At 34.4% G+C, this 15,656-nt stretch carries 13 protein-coding genes; 10 read left to right on the top strand and 3 right to left on the bottom strand.

Going from position 1 to position 15,656, the window contains the following annotated elements; all coding sequences use genetic code 11:
• Positions 1 to 20: 20 nt before the first annotated feature.
• Together OPR17_RS07020 and OPR17_RS07015 are read right to left on the bottom strand one after the other, a co-directional pair.
• Complete coding sequence (locus OPR17_RS07020) at positions 21 to 515, bottom strand: RDD family protein (protein ID WP_265021645.1); 495 nt, start codon at positions 513 to 515, stop codon at positions 21 to 23.
• The gene (locus OPR17_RS07015) at positions 515 to 1,153 is read right to left on the bottom strand and encodes an HAD family hydrolase (RefSeq protein WP_265021644.1); all 639 of its coding nucleotides are present in this window, start codon (positions 1,151 to 1,153) and stop codon (positions 515 to 517) included. The genes OPR17_RS07020 and OPR17_RS07015 overlap by 1 nt, the downstream gene beginning before the upstream one ends.
• Positions 1,154 to 1,345: 192 nt before the next feature.
• On the opposite strand from OPR17_RS07015, the gene OPR17_RS07010 reads away from it, so the two are divergent.
• The 9 genes from OPR17_RS07010 to OPR17_RS06970 all read left to right on the top strand — a co-directional run bounded on the left by OPR17_RS07010 (position 1,346) and on the right by OPR17_RS06970 (position 13,719).
• On the top strand, positions 1,346 to 2,146 hold the full coding sequence (locus OPR17_RS07010) for a hypothetical protein (RefSeq protein WP_265021643.1): 801 nt from the start codon (positions 1,346 to 1,348) through the stop codon (positions 2,144 to 2,146).
• Positions 2,147 to 2,632: 486 nt separating this feature from the next.
• Complete coding sequence (locus OPR17_RS07005) at positions 2,633 to 3,535, top strand: transposase (RefSeq protein ID WP_265021237.1); 903 nt, start codon at positions 2,633 to 2,635, stop codon at positions 3,533 to 3,535.
• Between the two features lie 1,100 nt (positions 3,536 to 4,635).
• Positions 4,636 to 5,157 carry a cytochrome b gene (locus OPR17_RS07000; RefSeq protein ID WP_265021642.1) on the top strand — a complete coding sequence of 174 codons (522 nt, stop codon included), beginning with the start codon at positions 4,636 to 4,638 and terminating at the stop codon, positions 5,155 to 5,157.
• A 5-nt stretch (positions 5,158 to 5,162) separates the two neighbouring features.
• Entirely contained in the window at positions 5,163 to 6,164 is a 1,002-nt protein-coding gene (locus tag OPR17_RS06995; RefSeq protein ID WP_265021641.1) for an NAD(P)H-dependent flavin oxidoreductase, read from the top strand.
• A gap of 140 nt (positions 6,165 to 6,304) precedes the next feature.
• Complete coding sequence (locus OPR17_RS06990) at positions 6,305 to 7,417, top strand: hypothetical protein (RefSeq protein ID WP_265021640.1); 1,113 nt, start codon at positions 6,305 to 6,307, stop codon at positions 7,415 to 7,417.
• Positions 7,418 to 7,518: 101 nt separating this feature from the next.
• On the top strand, positions 7,519 to 7,893 hold the full coding sequence (locus OPR17_RS06985; RefSeq protein ID WP_022626145.1) for a hypothetical protein: 375 nt from the start codon (positions 7,519 to 7,521) through the stop codon (positions 7,891 to 7,893).
• Between the two features lie 44 nt (positions 7,894 to 7,937).
• Positions 7,938 to 10,292, top strand: coding sequence for a VirB4 family type IV secretion/conjugal transfer ATPase (locus tag OPR17_RS06980; protein WP_265021639.1), 2,355 nt, complete (start codon positions 7,938 to 7,940; stop codon positions 10,290 to 10,292).
• Positions 10,273 to 13,101: a hypothetical protein gene (locus OPR17_RS06975; protein WP_265021638.1), complete on the top strand. Its 2,829-nt coding sequence runs from the start codon at positions 10,273 to 10,275 to the stop codon at positions 13,099 to 13,101. Before OPR17_RS06980 ends, OPR17_RS06975 begins: the two co-directional genes overlap by 20 nt.
• A gap of 123 nt (positions 13,102 to 13,224) precedes the next feature.
• The gene (locus tag OPR17_RS06970) at positions 13,225 to 13,719 is read left to right on the top strand and encodes a WBM0748 family T4SS-associated protein (protein WP_265021637.1); all 495 of its coding nucleotides are present in this window, start codon (positions 13,225 to 13,227) and stop codon (positions 13,717 to 13,719) included.
• On the opposite strand, the gene OPR17_RS06965 is transcribed toward OPR17_RS06970, so the two are convergent.
• Positions 13,716 to 14,057, bottom strand: a complete 342-nt coding sequence (locus tag OPR17_RS06965) for an SH3 domain-containing protein (protein WP_265022190.1) — start codon at positions 14,055 to 14,057, stop codon at positions 13,716 to 13,718. The two genes, OPR17_RS06970 and OPR17_RS06965, sit on opposite strands and share 4 nt — an antisense overlap.
• 220 nt (positions 14,058 to 14,277) lie before the next feature.
• Here OPR17_RS06965 and OPR17_RS06960 point away from each other — a divergent pair, with 220 nt between their 5' ends.
• The gene (locus OPR17_RS06960; RefSeq protein WP_265021636.1) at positions 14,278 to 15,612 is read left to right on the top strand and encodes a pyruvate dehydrogenase complex dihydrolipoamide acetyltransferase; all 1,335 of its coding nucleotides are present in this window, start codon (positions 14,278 to 14,280) and stop codon (positions 15,610 to 15,612) included.
• Positions 15,613 to 15,656: the final 44 nt, after the last annotated feature.

Here is a 15,656-nt window from a genome sequence, read left to right as displayed (position 1 = left end):
ATAACGATAGTTATAGCAACTCATTTAATAGTTCCTTTGATAACAACCGTATTAAATAGCATGTCGTGGTATGTCTGTTTTTTCTTAGAGAAGCAAGCAACTAGATACCAGCAGAGAGTGAGTAGCACTATAATTACTTTCAACACACTCAAGACATTCACTAATACTTCCTGATCTCGCAAAAATTCAGTAAGGACAACTACTACACTGTTTAACAAAGGAAGAAAAAACTGGGAAGAGCTTCTGTCAAACGCTAAATTCAAGTCTATTTTAGAATTATCTAAATTGATAGTATACATATTCATTAACTGTTGACCGGGAGTTGCTTGGGCCTTTGAAGATATAAAATATGTGAAGTAACTACAATTTACACACATGTATGATAGATGTAAGATCAACGGAGAATCCTCTAATAGCAGTATAATTAATAAAGTTGGAATTAATAAAATTGCTACATCTATTAAATACGCGCAAAAGCGTCTTGTTATACTGGCAATCTCTGTAACAGCGGTCATTACCTATCTTCTAAATACTTTATTACAAAATCTGTAAGTTTATCAAAATGTTGAAAACATAACAAATCTTCATAACCGCTTATTGATTGACCGTATATAATAGGTAAACAATTGGCATTTTGTGCACACAGAACATCTGTGATGCTATCACCAACGAAAAACACATTTTCTCTATTTATAGGCAACGTACTCTCTTCTAATGCAAATAGCAGTGGGGTTGCAGATGGTTTATCTTCTGCAGTATCGCATGACCCAACCACTCTTTCAAAGTAAGAATCTAGTTTAAAATAGGTAACTTCTTCACGTAAATTAGTATTTTTCTTATTACTTACTATTGCTAGATAAACATTGTGGCTTTTCAGTGTCTGCAACATTTCCTCTACTCCTTGATTCAGAGCAATGTTTTGTAATAGCGCATTATCTAAGTATTGTTGATATATGTGATTTGCTTTTTTCCACTGATCGCCAAACAAATTGACCATATAGCTCTTTCTCGACTCATGGAAATTTCTATCAGCAGCTTTATTACTATACCCCATTGAGTTTATGGTATGCTTAATAGCATTAAAAATGTTATCTTGAGTGTCAACTAAGGTATTATCCCAATCGAATACTACTGCTAATGGGCTATCTTTCATTTCTTACATAATTATACATTTTAACTTAATAAGTAAATAGCATTTTAATAAAAAAGATATAAATAGGACGCCCTTGATAAACACTTTTTACCACAAGTTATGTTAACTGTTTTTTATATAATTAGCTAATATACTGGTTATATGATATGTTTTAATAGGTAACAGGTATGGCCCAGACATCTAAAGAAAGTGTTGAAAAAAAAGTTTAAAGATGTTTTTGAACGTTCTCCAGGTGCTTTTCCAGAAGGTACCTCATTAGAAGAGAAGGTTAATTATATCGCAAAAGGAACAGAGGCTCTAAAAGCTGTGAAAAGTAAGGAGCTTGAGAACAAAATGAAAAACGTTGCAGAATTGAGTCAGAAATTTGAAAGTCAAAAAGGACGTGCAGATGAAAAAGTACGTCAAGATTTTGAAAGAATTGCTGAGCTTGACCAACAATATAAAGGGAAGGGCATCTTCACAAGTGAAAAAGTTGCAGAGCCAAAAAGTGACAAAAAACTCCAAGACACTCCGAGAAAAACTACAACAGCAGTTAAAGACCTTGAACATAATACACAAAAAAAGACTACTGAAGCTTCTGTGCAAACAGCATCAGAGCACGATTCACAAACCGTTAATCCCTCAGTGAGCAAGAGTTCTATAAAAGAGAAGCTCAACACTGAGCCGGACAAAAAAGATACCACGCCTCAACCACAAGAAAATCAAAAAGAAGAAGGGTTTTTGAGTCTTCTGAAGCGCTTTGTTAAGAAAATATTAGAAAAATTTTTAGGTGAAGGTGAAAAGGATGTAGAGAATGCTCGTGGCATGAAAGAAGATGCTCAAAGAGATACGTCAAATAACGAAGAGCAACAAAAGAGTAAGCAGCTTGATGAAATTTTAAAGGACAAAAGTGTAAGCGAGGGTTTGAAGCAGGCAACAAAGCTTGAGAACCCGGCAATAACGCCTGTTAATACTCCTAAAGTGAATGAAGTAAACACGGGTCGTGAAAGGTGATCCGCTTTCAAGCTTCATTATACCGCCACGAACCGTCATACCGCCGCGGTATCTCATCCGCTAACAAGTAGCGGGATGACGATTGTCAGGCTAGCTGTCATCCAAGTAGCTCGACTACTTGGATCCAGGAAAAAGAATGGTGTCATGAAAGTAGCTGACACTGATTCCTTTATGATGGTGTCATCCCAGTGCCCAGACTACTTGGATCCAGAAAAATTGATTGTAAACAAACGACTATACAACATTTTCAATAAAATTACAAAAAAGCTGGATTCCAGTGTCAAGCACTGGAATGACATCGTTTATTATGTGATATCGTGCCATATTGCAATGTTCGTACAGTTGTGGATTCATTTGCGATATCTTAGCATAGATCCTGCTAACAAGTAGCGGGATACTTAACCGTCATACCGCCGCGGTATCTCTTAGCCCCATAAGTGTTGAAAGTAACACAAAAAAGACATAAAGAACTATTATTGCAAGAAAATGGAGGCAATAATGGATCAAATAGAAAGAGTACTAAATTTAATAAAAGATGAGGATTTAGAAAGGCTAGGAAAATTAAGTGAAGTAGATAAATGTAATACTAAATTGTTGGGCAAGATTATATTTAAAGGTCTAATGAAGTTAATATTAATGGGGCAAAAAACAAGCCTAAGAGCGCTAGAAATGGTAATAGACAGGTGTATAATGGATAAGAATAGCGATAAAAGTACAGTAACATACAGTGGTTTGTCAAAAAGGTTAAAAGTTATAAATCCAGAATATTTTAAGGGAGTATATATTGATTTGATGAGCAAGATTAAAAAGCTATTACCCCAAAAAACATCAAATAACTTACATAAGTTTGATTCGACGATCATAAATTTATCGGGATATCTCATAAAAGATGGGCTAAAAATAGGCGGTAAAAGTAACGACAGTCAAGTTAAAGTGAGTGTAGGATTAAAGGATCAATTGCCGACAAGTATAAGATTTTGTAAAGGACAAGAAGAAAGTAGTGAAGATATGGCATTAGTGAGAGCAATTAATGAAGCTAAAGTTGAAAAAGAGGATATTTTATTATTTGATAGAGGAATCAGAAAAGTTGGAACTTTTGCCGAATTTGATGAAAAGGAGTACAAATTTATCACAAGAGTTAAAGTAGGAAGAAAACATGATGTTATAAGCAGGAACAAAGTTATAAGAGAACAAAAATCGGATGGATCAGAGATTTTAGAAGATATAATAGTTAATCTTTATCGTGCACGAGGTAAAGTGGCAGAAAAGCATGATCTACGGCTAATAAAAATCAGAAATAAAATTGGAGATGAAATATGGTTTTTGACAAACTTGTTTGAAATGCCAGCTTATGAAGTAACAGAGCTATATAGGCGCAGATGGATATAGAAGTGTTCTTTAAATTTATAAAGCAAAATCTTGGATATAAGCACTTTTTAAGCCATACTATGAATGGCATGAAGGTGTATATTTACATGATTATTATTACGGCTTTGTTATTTCTTGTTTATAAAATCAAAAATAATCTACATGGGTTCAAAATAGCATTACTGCAATTCACATTGGATCTAAATGACTCTTTTATACGTTCGATTGTTTTACTGTCGGGAGGTAATTTACATGCCGTTGATCATCTCATATCACGTTATTTTTGATACTTTCAACACTTATGCCCAGCACCCCTATGATGTCATTCAAGTAGCTGACACTGGTTCCTTTATGACGGCAGTGCTCCTATGGTGTCATTCCAGTGCTTGACACTGGAATCCAGCCTTTCCATAATCATCAAAACATTGTGTTTTAACGTAAAACAGCTATTTTTATGCTCACTAACTTAATAAAATTCCTGGATTCCAGTGCCAAGCACTGGAATGACACCTCTTTTGGGCTCTTTTAGCTATAAACATTAAGAAATTTACCAAATAAAAAAAAGGCAAAAGAAGCCCTAGTCATTGTCTATTTTCAGTATTGGCGTTTTTTAAGTCTTAAACACTGCAATTTAGCTGCTTTTAATTGCAACTAACCTATGCTGCAAATATTTAAGAAATTTACTAAGCAGAAAAAAAAAAGCAAAAGAAACCCCGTGTTAGCTAGTTGTCACTCTCTAATCCTGCAAATCGGCGTACTATACTGTCTTAAACGACTTATAAGCGCGTTTCAGCTTATATAGGTAAAAACCCAGAAATGTTGTGAAGACATAAGGTGCACATAGTGCAAAAAATTAAAAATAAGACGCCAACTACGTTGTTTTCTTGCTGTTTAATCTGCACAGATGAAGATAACTGAATACCTTCAGTACCATGATAAGGAGGCTGGCGGAGTTTGTCAAGTAAGTTTTTCGTTTAATCCGTTTCTATGGCTTAGGTGCCCTTGACTTCCGGCTGGGTCGAATTTGTATAGCTACATTGTCAGTAAATCTAAATTGCTTTAATAATTTTGATTGAAAAATAGTTTTTCTATTATATAAATGCTACTTTAGGGTAATCAAAATGGAAGACGATAAATATAGCCTAGGTTTAAGAGTTATCCATTGGTTGATGGCTATTTTTATTATCGGTATGCTTTGCTCTGGACTTTATATGAAAAGCTTACCACTTAGCAATGAAATTAAGTTCAACATATACGCTATTCATAAGGCTTGCGGTATCACTATTCTTGGATTAATCATAGTACGCATATTTTTTCGCGTCTTTACTTATGTTCCACCACTTCCAGCAAATTTTTCTCGGTTTGTAATCAATATAAGTAAAGCAGTACACTTTGGTTTATATTCTTTGATGGTGCTAATGCCACTATCTGGCTATGTCATGTCTTCTGCTTCTAACAAACAGATCAAATATTTTTTTCATATCCCTTTGTTGATTAATCAAAACAAAGATCTAGCTAACACGGCTAACGAGCTACATTCGATGCTTGCATATTTTATGGTACTCTTTATAGTCTTACATATACTTGGCGCCTTAAAACACACATTTATAGATAAACAAAACATTTTTAAACGTATGATATAGGTTATATGTTAAGTAGCCTCTGGAAAAAAGGAACAGATTTTCTTGGCAGTGAGTTTGCTATAATGGGTGGTGCTATGAGCTGGGTTTCAGAGAGAAATTTGGTTTCAGCAATTTCAAACGCTGGTGGTTTTGGTGTAATTGCATGTGGTGCAATGTTTCCAGACTTACTGGAAAAAGAAATCATAGAGACGCAGAAATTAACTAACAAACCATTTGGTGTAAACCTAATTACTATGCACCCAAAGTTGGGTGAGTTGATAGATGTGTGTATTGAAACGAAAGTAAGCCATATAGTACTTGCTGGTGGGCTACCAACAAAGCCTAATATAGAAAAAATCAAGGGTGCAGGCATTAAAGTTATGTGCTTTGCACCAGCATTAAGCCTTGCGAAAAGGTTAGTAAAAATGGGAGTAGATGCATTAATAATAGAAGGAATGGAAGCAGGTGGGCATATAGGTCCAGTTAGCACTTCTGTTCTTGCACAAGAGATATTGCCTCATTTTAAAAATGAACAAATACCAGTGTTTGTTGCAGGTGGAATAGGAAGAGGTGAAATGATAATTAATTACCTGGAAATGGGAGCAAGTGGCTGTCAAATAGGTACATTATTTGTCTGCACTAATGAGTCAATTGCCCACAAAAATTTCAAGGAAGTGTTTATTAAATCGGCCGCACGTAATGCAATACCTTCTGTACAGATAAGTGCTGATTTTCCTGTAATTCCTGTAAGAGCTATAGCCAACAAAGCAAGTGATGACTTCATGAAGCGTCAAAAAGAAGTTATTGATGAATACCAAAAGGGCCAGATCTCAAAAGAAGATGGGCAGCTTGAAATAGAAAAATTCTGGGCTGGAGCTTTAAGAAGAGCAGTAATTGATGGAGATGTTGAAACAGGATCTCTAATGGCTGGCCAAAGTGTTGGCATGGTTGATAGGGAAAAGCCTGTAAAAGAAGTAGTGAATATGTTAGTTCAACAGGCAAACAATCATATTGAACGCAATCTGTAGAAGCAGCAAAGCAAATAGTTAACCAGTAAGCAAGTCATAATTATCTCTGAAAGAGCCCATTATAGGGCATAATTGCCCAGTTTTAATGTAAAATTAACGCTAAAGAGGTATCTATACATTTTGTTATGTATGGAGGAGTTATGCTAAGTTCTAAAAAAGATATTAACCAACAATTGCACGACACTATATACAAAAAGGTAACAAAAAAAACACATAATCATGAAAGCCCAAAAAAAAATGGAGATGGAACTATCAAAAAATGCATAGAGTTGTTCAAGAAAGAGGCTAATCCTAATGTATTAATTGAATTAGAAAAATCACTGAAAGAGCAAGAAGAATCTTATAATTATTACACCAAAAAATTTCTTCCAGTGTTGGAAACAGAAGTAATGAAATTAGAGGTCGAGCTTTCAGTATCTAACAATGAAAGAGAACAATTACAAAGATCACCAACAAGAAGAGGGAAAATATTAGAAATAATTTCAGGGATTATTAAAAGGAGCAGCAATAAAGATTCAAAAATAGAAGAACAAACTATTAATTCCATAAAAAAAGAGATCCCAGTGTCAAGCACTGGGATGACAGAAAATAATGTAGAAAGTCCAACTAAAGAAGAAGTATGTGCTAGTAGCTCAGATAGTGGAGTAAGTTCACGCAAACCGAGTAAAGAAAGTTTAGAATCACCAATAAGTAGTAGAAGGAGCAGTATAAGCTCAATATTAAGCTCTGCTGGAGAAAATAACGATCCACAAAAAGAAGATACTGGGAATCAAATGCAACCAGAGCAGACTGCAGAAGAAGAGCCACAGGTGTCATCCCAGTGCGTGACACTGGAATCCAGAGAAAAAGAAAGTATGGATCCAAATAGTAAAACTACTCAGATGACAGGCAGCCAGGCAAAAGATTCAATGCAACCCGAAGAAAAAAGGGACAGAAAAAACGCCATTACAATCGTGCAGAAATTTCCTTTGAATAAGAAAAAGGGTGAAGATACTCCACTTGAAAAACAACCCAATAACAGAAATCTTCACGTTGCACTTGTAGCAGGTTGTGCTCTCTCCACAATAGGGTGCATTGTTGCAGGAGCAATGACATCAGGATTGATAGGAGCAGGACTACTTGCTATGGCTGCAGTGTTTGCTATAGCAGCAGTAGCTGAATTGCATTCAAACTTCCTATCAAGTAAATTAACATCCATTAATGTGAGTCCTCTTGTTGATGATAAAGAGCTTACAGCATGTTCACAGCGGTAAAAATTAAATATGTGTTACTTGTAGTGGATAAGTGAATTCAGTTCTTGCCTATTGATATAAAAGTTGTTATATTTGAGGAATGTTTAAAAGGTGTTTAGTTGATGCGCATTCAATTGAATAAAGTTTTGGTTTTTATAGCCTTATTAAGTTTCATTTTTGCATCATATTCTAGCGAAGCAAGTTCGGCGAGTGATGAATTAAAGGGTATACAAGAAACGGTAAAAAATTTTATTTCTTCATTTTCAGTTAAAGATACTGTAGAAAATATGAGTCCTTCAACAATCATAGGGTTGTGTATAGCTGCAGTGATACTTGCAGTAGTGTTCAGAGGTCTAATCTTTTTTATGATAATGTTTGGTGTACTGGTCCTGATGTTCGGTAGTACAGAAAAGGCAACAGACTACTTAAAAGAAAAATTTAACTTTGCAAAAGATATAAAATTACAATCCGATAGCGAAAAAAAAGATAAAAATTAAGATAGTATTTTTATCTTTTTTAATTATCTTTATTGAATACGCATATGCAGTTAAAAGTACCAACAGTTAACTCTAAGCTTAAAAAAAAGAACAACTTAGCATTACTAGAAAGCATTGATTTAGATTTTGTTCCTTATGCTTGTCATTACGATGAAGAAACCATACTAACAAAACAGGGAGAATTGTTAAAAATAATCAAGTTAGAAGATTATTCTTCTGTTGATAACTACAGCGACCTCAGAACTAAAATTAGAAAAAGCATATCAAAAAATATTAATAGCCTGTATTTTACTGTTTGGATTCATACCGTTAGAAAGCGCAATAAACTGAGCTTGAAATGGAATAAAACTGAAGACTTCTCTGACAACCTACATTCAACGTGGTTTAATAAACTAACTGATAGTAAATTACAGTATATAAATGAACTATACATTGTAATATTGTTTAGCGATTTTGGCAAGCATACTAATAATTCGTTTTTTTTCAATAGAATAAAGAATAAGCATAAGTTGTCTTTACAAGAAAGCCATCAGGAGTTGCAAAAGATAACTGACTTAATTCAAAATGATTTAGAACCTTTTGGAGCTAAAAAACTGGGTCTAAGGTTTAGTGAAGGTAAAATATATTCTGAAATGATAGAATTTCTCCACTATATTGTTACATTAACGCACAAAGATTATCCAATACATGAAAGGGACCTGTCGCAATATATTAGAAATTTTAAAATAGCTTTTGGTTTCAATACGTTTCAAACAATATTTGAAAATCAACAGAAATTTGGCTCTATTTTCAGCATAAAAGAATACCGGGAAATCTCTTTAGGTAATATAGATAGATGCTTGCAGCTTGAATCTGAATTTATCATTACAGAAATAATGATATTTACTAGTAATAATAAAGCAATAAAAGAATTTAAAAAACAAATCAACATGCTGCAAATTAGTGAGGATAATACCTTACTTAAAAGCTCAGGAATTGAAGAAATAATAGAGCTTGAAAGGACCTCTAGTATAGACTTCTGCCAACAGAAAATTATTTTTACAATATTTGCAGATGATAGGAATAAGTTAGCTGAAAGTATTAGTGATTTATCTTCTATAATGTCATTAGTTGGCTTCATGATGTTTAGAACTGATTTGCATATGGAAAGTCATTTTTGGGCACAACTTCCAGGCAATTTTGCTTTTATTACGCAACCGAAAAATATCTTAACAAAATACGCTTGCAGCTTTGCTATGCTGCACGATTTTACGTCAGGTACATTAAAAGGAAGAAGGTGGAAAGAAGCGGTAATGATTTTTTTCTCAAAAAAAGGAAATCCTTACTTCTTTAATTTTCATGGAAAAAGAAATAATGGCCATACTACGATACTCGGAGCTCCAAATTCAGGCAGAACTTCACTCATTAATTTTCTATTATCAGAATCAAGAAAGTTTAACCCAAGAATTGTCATATTGGATAACACTGGAAAATCAATAATTTTTACTAAAGCAGTGAGTGGTAAATATTACATAATCGATCCAAAATATAAGGACAAAAGCCTAAAATTTAATCCACTAAACATTGAAGATAGTGCTTCCAATCGCAATATGTTGGTTGAACTGATCAGAAGAATGGTAGCCGATACGAGCTTGGTGGACGTAGAAGAAAAGATAAGAAAAATTGTGGATTCTATATTTGCTATACCCAAGGAATCACGTTCTATTTCACAAATTTCTGAGGTGCTCTTGCTCCTTGGGGGTAAGATAAGTAGATGGTGTGACGATGGTGACTTTGCTTACTTATTTCAAGATGGTGATGAATCAGATATTGACTGGGAAACAAAAATTATATCTCTCAACACCGCAAACCTTACAAAACAAAAGGAATGTATGTCCGTGATACTTTACTATTTTTTATATTCTTTTGAGGCAAAATGTGATGGCTCGCCTGCAATACTTGTTTTGGATGAAGCATGGGAGATAAGTAATATTTTTCCTACAGAGAAAGAGTTTGATAACTGGATGCAAAGAATGACGGAACTAAATGTTGTAGTAATCCTAAGTACTGAAAATTTAAATCTCGCATTTGCTAGCAAATTTACTCAATATTTGGATAAACATGTTGATACAAGAATCTTGATGCCGAACGTCAATGCAAATAGGTTATACATGAAAGCATTTTCTTTATCCAAAGAGGAGCTGAATATAATTCTGCAGACGCCAACACAGGAAGGTTTATTTTTGATAAAACAGTACAAAGGATTAGTAACTTTAAATTTAGATTTAAAGAATATGCAAGAAATGCATGTACTTTCAGCTAACAAAGAGACGATAAAGTATATGTACGAGGCAATAAAGGAAAAAGGAGAAGAAGTTAATGAGTGGTTACCGGTGTTTTATGAAAAATGTAAAGCTTAAAGCTAATTTTTTTTTCCTAGTATTGATTTTGCTTGGTGCAAATAGTGGCCATTCTGATACTTGCACAGGTATATACACTCGTGCTGATCTTGAAGCTGGGGGAAGCTCAATAGGAAAAGGTCTTGCGAACTTCTTTGCTGGCAAGTGGGATGATTTGAATTTTGATCCTCATCTATTAAAAGAAATTAAAGTGACAGCAATAAAAGACCAAGGAATTGATGGTTATTTCAACCCAAAGATTCAAGTTTGCGACTATGAAGGAGGTAATTGTTATGTATTACCTAATGGAACGTCCTGCCGCCAGATATACGGAACGCAGACGAGCGGGGCTGGAATTTCTGCAGCAGTTTTTATCGACTGGGAAGGAGATAAAATGTTAGGTGATGGAAAAATTAAGGAAGGAATTGCGAAAGGTCTTGAGTGGGAGTGGGTAGATAATGTTACTAATGAAGAAAAAAAGAAATTTGCTAATTCTCCTAAAATATGTGCTTGTAGCCAAAAAGCGGCTTGTATAAGTGGTATTTTTGAATGGGCTGATAAAGTAGGTGAAGGAGCAAATATTTTTCGCCCTGGAGGAATGGAAAATGTTTGTGATACTTGCTATCAAAAAAAAGTAAAATGTGCTCCTATACCACTTGCACCTGGACCGCCTCCACTTTGCGAGCAACTTGCAATGTCGCTTCCACAAGTTAGAATTGTTCCTATAACAGATAAAGATAATGATTACTTCAACCCTAAAGTTAAAGTAATAGCTGGTGATCTAATAGAAGAAGACGGAAAGATTGGAAAAGAATTAGATTTCCCTAAAGGGTATGGAGAAAATAAAGCTGAGTGGCGCTCTATTTTAGACAAAGATGGCATCACGTACTACTTCAAAACTTATAGAGAAAAAGATAAGCTCTGTGCTGAATACCTTGGAACTCAAAGTATAGATGAAAAAAATCCACAGTTCATCCGCTGCTTTCCAGCACCACCTGCTCCAGAGCCTGAAGTAGTAGAAATAGTACAAAGTAACATGTCTGGAAAGCAGAGTGACACGTTAAAGATAAGAATGAAGATGAGCGAGAGCGCTTGTACTTATGAAGCACGTGGAACCTACAGTGATGGTTTATGTGCTTTTAATGTTAATACCGCTGTAAATATTGGCCCCCTATCTTTAAAAGTAGTAAAACCAGCAATAGTAGCAAAAACAACTGATAGTAATATTGATAATATTATAGAAGGTATATTAGAAAGTAATCCGCAACAATTTAAAGTTCTGAAAGAATATGGCTATGTTCCTGATATTGAAACAGGATGTAAAGAATTTCAGGGGAATAAGTGCAAATTGAACAACTTAGGACAACCAGAAATAGAAGTAAAGTATAAAGGAAATTCTAACAGTAAAATGCTTTGTCTTTCTGGATGGCAGCCAGAACCAGAGGAGTTTGTTCTTGAAAGAGAAAATAAAATAATACCACTAAAATTAATGGGAACAAGATATACTAAATACAATTCTGTTTATTCAAAGGAATCAAATCAGTTCTATTATCTTCCAAGCAAGGAAATAGGTGACCTTTTGAAAAGACCTCAAAATCAGTTGGATAAAATAATATTTAATAAGCAAGGGTATGTTTTCTTCCCTGACAACAATAAACAGGAAAAGGGGGAATGCAGTTACTGTGTAAAAAGAAATGATGAGATAGACGATACATTTAAATCTAGTAAAGGACTGAAAGTAGTATACAAATTGACGGATGTAGAGCAATATTTAGATAAAAAAGATAATAGTCCATTTTACTTAGAGCACGAGGAAGTGGATTGTAAAGATAAGGATGGTAAAGTATTAAGAGATGAAAAAAATGAAGTACAAAAGTGTATACAATTAAAAGATCAACCGGTTAAAGCAAACAGAACGGAGGTCTTTTACGCTGATAAATTGTGTAGGTTCGATTTAGAAGGTCTCAAAAAGAAATTAAAAGAAAAATTAAAAGAGATAATCAAGGAACAGCTGAAAAATAAGAAACCAGATCTTGAAAAAAATAATGAAAAATCCTATGATCATGAAAATAAAGATGTTTATACAGATGACTTATCAATAAAATTTGATCGTATTAAAATAGAAGTGTGGGGAAGTGGTGAAGCAGGTCATATACAAGGTAGTGGCTGTGACAATCAAAAATGCCATTCTACTGAAAGCAGAGTAGGGATGCCAGGAGATTATATTAAAGCTAAACTGAAAATCGATCCTAATTATCCTATAATTAAGGTGCAAGTCACAGAGGGAGGGGGTAACCAGGAAAGTAACCTCTCAGATAAGGACGGAGGACCTATTTTTATAAAAATGTGTCGTTTAGACAAACAAAATTGTAGGCCATTAATCACTGTTGCAGGTGGAGGTAAGTATAGAAAATACGGTGGTAAGAATTATAAGGAAACAGTAATTCATAAGCAAGATTTAAAGCTAGAGGAGAAAATTGTAAAGGCAGATAAACTGAAGTCTACACAAGACAATCAAATAGCATATATAGAAAATGGTGAAATCAAGTATGAAACAGTAGAGTGTGGAAGTGGTTTGAGAAGCAGTAGATCTGGTGCAGGTGGCTGCATTAATAAAAGCAAAGGGATTTATGGTAAAGGCTCTCCAGGGTGTGTGAAGATTAGACCTATTATAAAGGAATTTGACGAAGAAGAAATAAATGCTGCTATTAAAAAAGTAATAGAGGATCTATACGATCTTGAAACTGTGACTGATTTTTGGGTAGGGGATCTTAACGTGAATATAAGTGGGATAATTAAAGAGGAAGTCAAAAAAGAATTATCAAGGTAAAAAGATATAGCTCTGGAAATGATGCTCTTGTTTTAATAATTAATTAAAGTAAAGCATGTAGTAAATGGTGTAATTGCTGTATCTTAACAAAAAGGTATAACGAATGTAAGAGGAGGGTGCTTTATGTCTCTAAAGAATAAAATTTCTGAGTTAATAGAACAACAATTTAGCATTAAATACCATGCCAATTATTTAGCTTACGCTATACATAAGTGGGCTGCAAGCGAAATATCTGATTCTATTGCTTTTTGCATAATTGGTTGTGGAAATTGCAAGATTGGATATCAAGATGCTGCAAATTCATTCAACATAACAAAAGAAGAAATTGAACAAGGTAATATTGCAAGTATAGAAAGTAAAATAAAAAGCGAAGCTGAAAAATCAGGTAGTGAGTTTCTTAAGTTGATTTCTAGAATGGATCGATCGCTAAGAGAACAAAGTGAAAAGTCTATTGTACAAATTTTAGATTCATCCGCTGAGGAGATGTTAAGGAGTTTCTGTGATAGCCCTGCACAGTCTCCAGAGCATGAAGAAGTCAGTGCATCCTCTGCTTCACATGAAGAGCATGCTACAGAAGGCCCAGAAACTATTGTTAATCCAGATCTTTTGTCAACCTAATCAACTCCATATATATGTTTTTTTTGTACCCATGCTTTGCGTTTTGGGGTGGAAAGAAAGCACCATTCTTCGTTGCATTTTTCTATTTTCATTACAACAAACTTGTCTATTTTCATAGTAATCTTGCTGTCTACACTCTGTTTTTGATATCCATAAGTATCTTCTTTTACAATCGCGTAGCGCTTATCACTAAGAAGATTGCCTTTTATCCATCCGCAGTCTTCATGTGCATCACAGACCTTTTTCCAACTCTCAAACTCTTCTATCACTTTCAGGGGCAGATTTTTGCAAGTGTATATCCATTTTACAGGATAGTGAAACCCTGGCCCCGTTCTCATGTTGATCTTATTTGATTTTGTTGAAACAAAGTTATTAGCAAACAAGCTATGGCTAAATAATAAAAACAATAGGATAATAGTACTGAACCAAGATCCCAGTGTCACGCACTGGGATGACGTGAGGGATAGTGTAACAGACTTATTCATCATAATTCACGATTAGGTTGACATAAGATAAAGAGTAAATTAAAAATTGAATAGATCTTTAAATGCAAAATCAATGCCTATAGAAATATTAATGCCTGCTCTTTCACCGACAATGAGCAAAACTGGAGGAAAAATTGTAAAGTGGCATAAAAAAGAACAAGACAAAGTTGAAGTAGGCGACGTAATTGCTGAGATAGAGACTGATAAAGCCATAATGGAGTTTGAATCTGTAGATGAAGGAGTTTTAGCAAAAATTTTAGTAACAGAAGGAACAAGTGGCGTGCCTGTAAATCAACCGATAGCTTTAATGCTGGAAGAAGGAGAAGATGAAAGTGCACTCGGTAACTATGTTTCAGCTTCTGCTACCAATATTGAAGCTAAGAAAGAAGTTGAAACCAATCCCTCAGTGCCATCCAATTCCTCAATGTTACCCAACTCTTCAATATCATCCAATTCTTCAATATCATCCAACCATCCAATGTCATCCAACTCTTCAATATCATCCCAGTGCTTGACACTGGGATCTAGAAAAGAAGAAGATACTAAGACAACAGAAGGTAGAATAAAAATAAGCCCATTAGCTAAGAAAATAGCTCAAAATGAAGGGGTTAATGTGCAGCAATTAAAAGGTACAGGACCATATGGTCGCATAATTAAGGCTGATGTGTTGGAGTTTTTAGGCAGTGGTATACATACTGAAAGTCCTGAGAAAGATACCATAGTTGAAGTAAGCAACATGCGCCAAGTGATAGCACAGCGCCTGACTGAATCAAAACAGAATGTTCCACATTTTTATTTAACTGTAGACTGCCAGGTTGATAAGTTAATATCGTTAAAAAACGAGATTAACTCAGCAGATGAAAACAATAAAGTAACAATTAATGATCTAATCATAAAAGCTGCAGCTTTCAGCATGAAAAAATTTTCTTATATAAATTCTTCGTGGATAGATAATAAAATACTGAGATATTTAAATATAGATATTTCAATCGCTGTGGCACTTGAAGATGGGCTAATTACTCCTATAGTAAAAAATGCTGATAAAAAGGGTATTTTATCTATATCAAAAGAAGTGAAAGATTTAGTAAGCAGAGCAAGATCTGGAAAATTGAAACCTGAAGAGTTTCAAGGAGGAGGGTTTACTATCTCCAACTTAGGGATGTTTGGTATAAAAGCCTTCAGTGCTATAATCAATCCGCCGCAATCTTGCATTATGGCAGTTGGTGCATCCAAAAAACAACCAATTGTTATGAATGAGAAAATAGAGATAGCAGAAATAATGACAGTAACACTTTCTGTTGACCATAGAGCAGTTGATGGGGCACTCGGAGCAAAGTTTTTAAATGCCTTTAAGCATTATATAGAGAATCCTCTGGTGATGTTTATTGAAACTGCGGTAACCTATTAGCATCGTTATTACAAAATTAATACCTCTAAGTTTATAATTCTACT

It is taken from the genome of Wolbachia endosymbiont (group A) of Icerya purchasi (assembly GCF_947251635.1).
Lineage (GTDB): Bacteria > Pseudomonadota > Alphaproteobacteria > Rickettsiales > Anaplasmataceae > Wolbachia > Wolbachia pipientis.
Note: the sequence above shows the minus strand (reverse complement) of the source record. Positions and strands in the feature narration are given on the sequence as shown.